Below are 1,669 nucleotides of genomic sequence, written 5' to 3' on the forward strand. Positions count from 1 at the left end.
CGCCGGAACCGCCGGCGGGCGGGCGCGGGGTTCCGGCCGGGCGGGCGGCGGGCCGGCGCGTGCTTCGGCCGGGCGGGTCGATCTCCGGGACGGCGCGGTGTGATGAACCGATGGTGACATTTCGTCATGTTGTTCTGGACTCCTGTCACTCCCGGTCGACAAGGAGAGTCCCGTGCTCCGCCTGTTCCGCATGGCCCCCGTGCCCCGCACGGCTCGCAGACTCCGTACGCCACGCACCGGCGGGGCCGTGGGCATCGCCCTCGCCCTGCTCCTGTCCACCCCCGCAGCGGGCGCGGTCGCGGCCCCGCCACCGACACCGGCCGCGTCGCCCAAGCCGTCGCCCAAACCCTCGCCGAAGCCCTCGCCGAAGCCCTCGCTCGAGCTCACGGACCCGCGGACCGTCGCGCACTTCAACTTCGATGCCGGCCAGACACCCGAGAACATCGCCCTGGAGCCCGACGGCACCGCCGACCTGACCCTCGCCCTGGCCCGCCAGGTGGTCCGCGTGGACCACCACGGCGCCACCCGGCTCCTGGCGACGCTGCCCGCCGTCGCGAACCCGCGGACCCCCCTGGTGCGCGCCGCCGTCGTGTCCGGGATCGTCCGCACCAAGGACGGGTCGCTCTACGTCGCCTTCAACACCGGCACGTCCGAGACCGGCATCTACCGGATCGCCCCGCACGGCGACGTCACCAAGTTCGTCGACCTGCCGGCGAACGGCTTCGCCAACGGCCTCGCCCTCGACGAGCAGCACAAACGGCTCTACGTCGCCGACTCCGTCCTCGGCACGGTGCGGCGCGTCTCGCTCGGCGCGGAGCCCCGGGTGACGGCCTGGGCCACCGGCGCCGCCCTGGAGCCGTCCACGTTCATCGGCGCGAACGGCATCAAGGTGCGCGACAACGCGGTCTGGGTGTCGAACTACGACCGGGGCACGCTGCTGCGGATCCCGGTCGAGAAGGACGGGGCCGCGGGCCCGATCAGGACCCGGGCCACCGGGCTGACGGGGATCGACGACTTCGCGTTCGCCGGGCACGGCACGACGGTGCTCGCCGCGCTGAACACCGACAACGGCGAAGTCGTCCTGGTCCGGCCCGACGGCACCCACACCGTCCTGCTCACCCGGGCGGACGGGCTGTCCGGACCCACCGCGGTGGCGGTCCGCCACCACCACGTCTTCGTGACCAGCGGCGCCTTCCTCACCGGCATCGACCCGAACCTGCTGATCGCCGACGTCTCGAAGCCCAAGGCCGAGAACGGCAAGGCCGAGGACCCCGGCAAGACGGAGGACAACGCCAAGGACGAGGACCCGGGCCGGCGCGAGGACCACGCGAGGGACGAGGACCACGGCGGGCGCGAGGACCAGGCCAGGGACGAGAACCGTGGCCAGGACGAGGACCAGGCCGACGCCGAGGACGACGGTCGGGCCGATGACCAGGCCGACGACCAGGCCGACGACGAAGAAGACGGCCGGGCGGACGACCAGGCCGCGGCCGACGACGGCGCGGACGACAACAGCGCGGATGAGGACGAGGACGCCGGCAGCCGCACCAAGGGCTGACCCGTCCGGGCGCCGGCGGCGCGGCGCGCGCCCCCGCCCCGGGCCGCCCCCGCCCGGAGCCCCCGCGCGCCGGCGCGGGGCGCGCGCCGCCCCCCCCCCGCGCCCGCACCC

The 1,669-nt window shown here is 75.1% G+C and carries 1 protein-coding gene; it reads left to right on the forward strand.

The genetic code is table 11. The features are described from left to right. The first annotated feature begins 172 nt into the window (after window positions 1-172). A complete protein-coding gene (locus ACFXA3_RS10000) occupies window positions 173-1,558 on the forward strand; it encodes an SMP-30/gluconolactonase/LRE family protein (RefSeq protein ID WP_385184464.1) in 1,386 nt (461 codons plus the stop codon). Window positions 1,559-1,669 lie beyond the last annotated feature (111 nt).

Origin of the sequence: Streptomyces sp. NPDC059456, from assembly GCF_042750055.1 — a bacterium.
GTDB lineage: Bacteria > Actinomycetota > Actinomycetes > Streptomycetales > Streptomycetaceae > Streptomyces.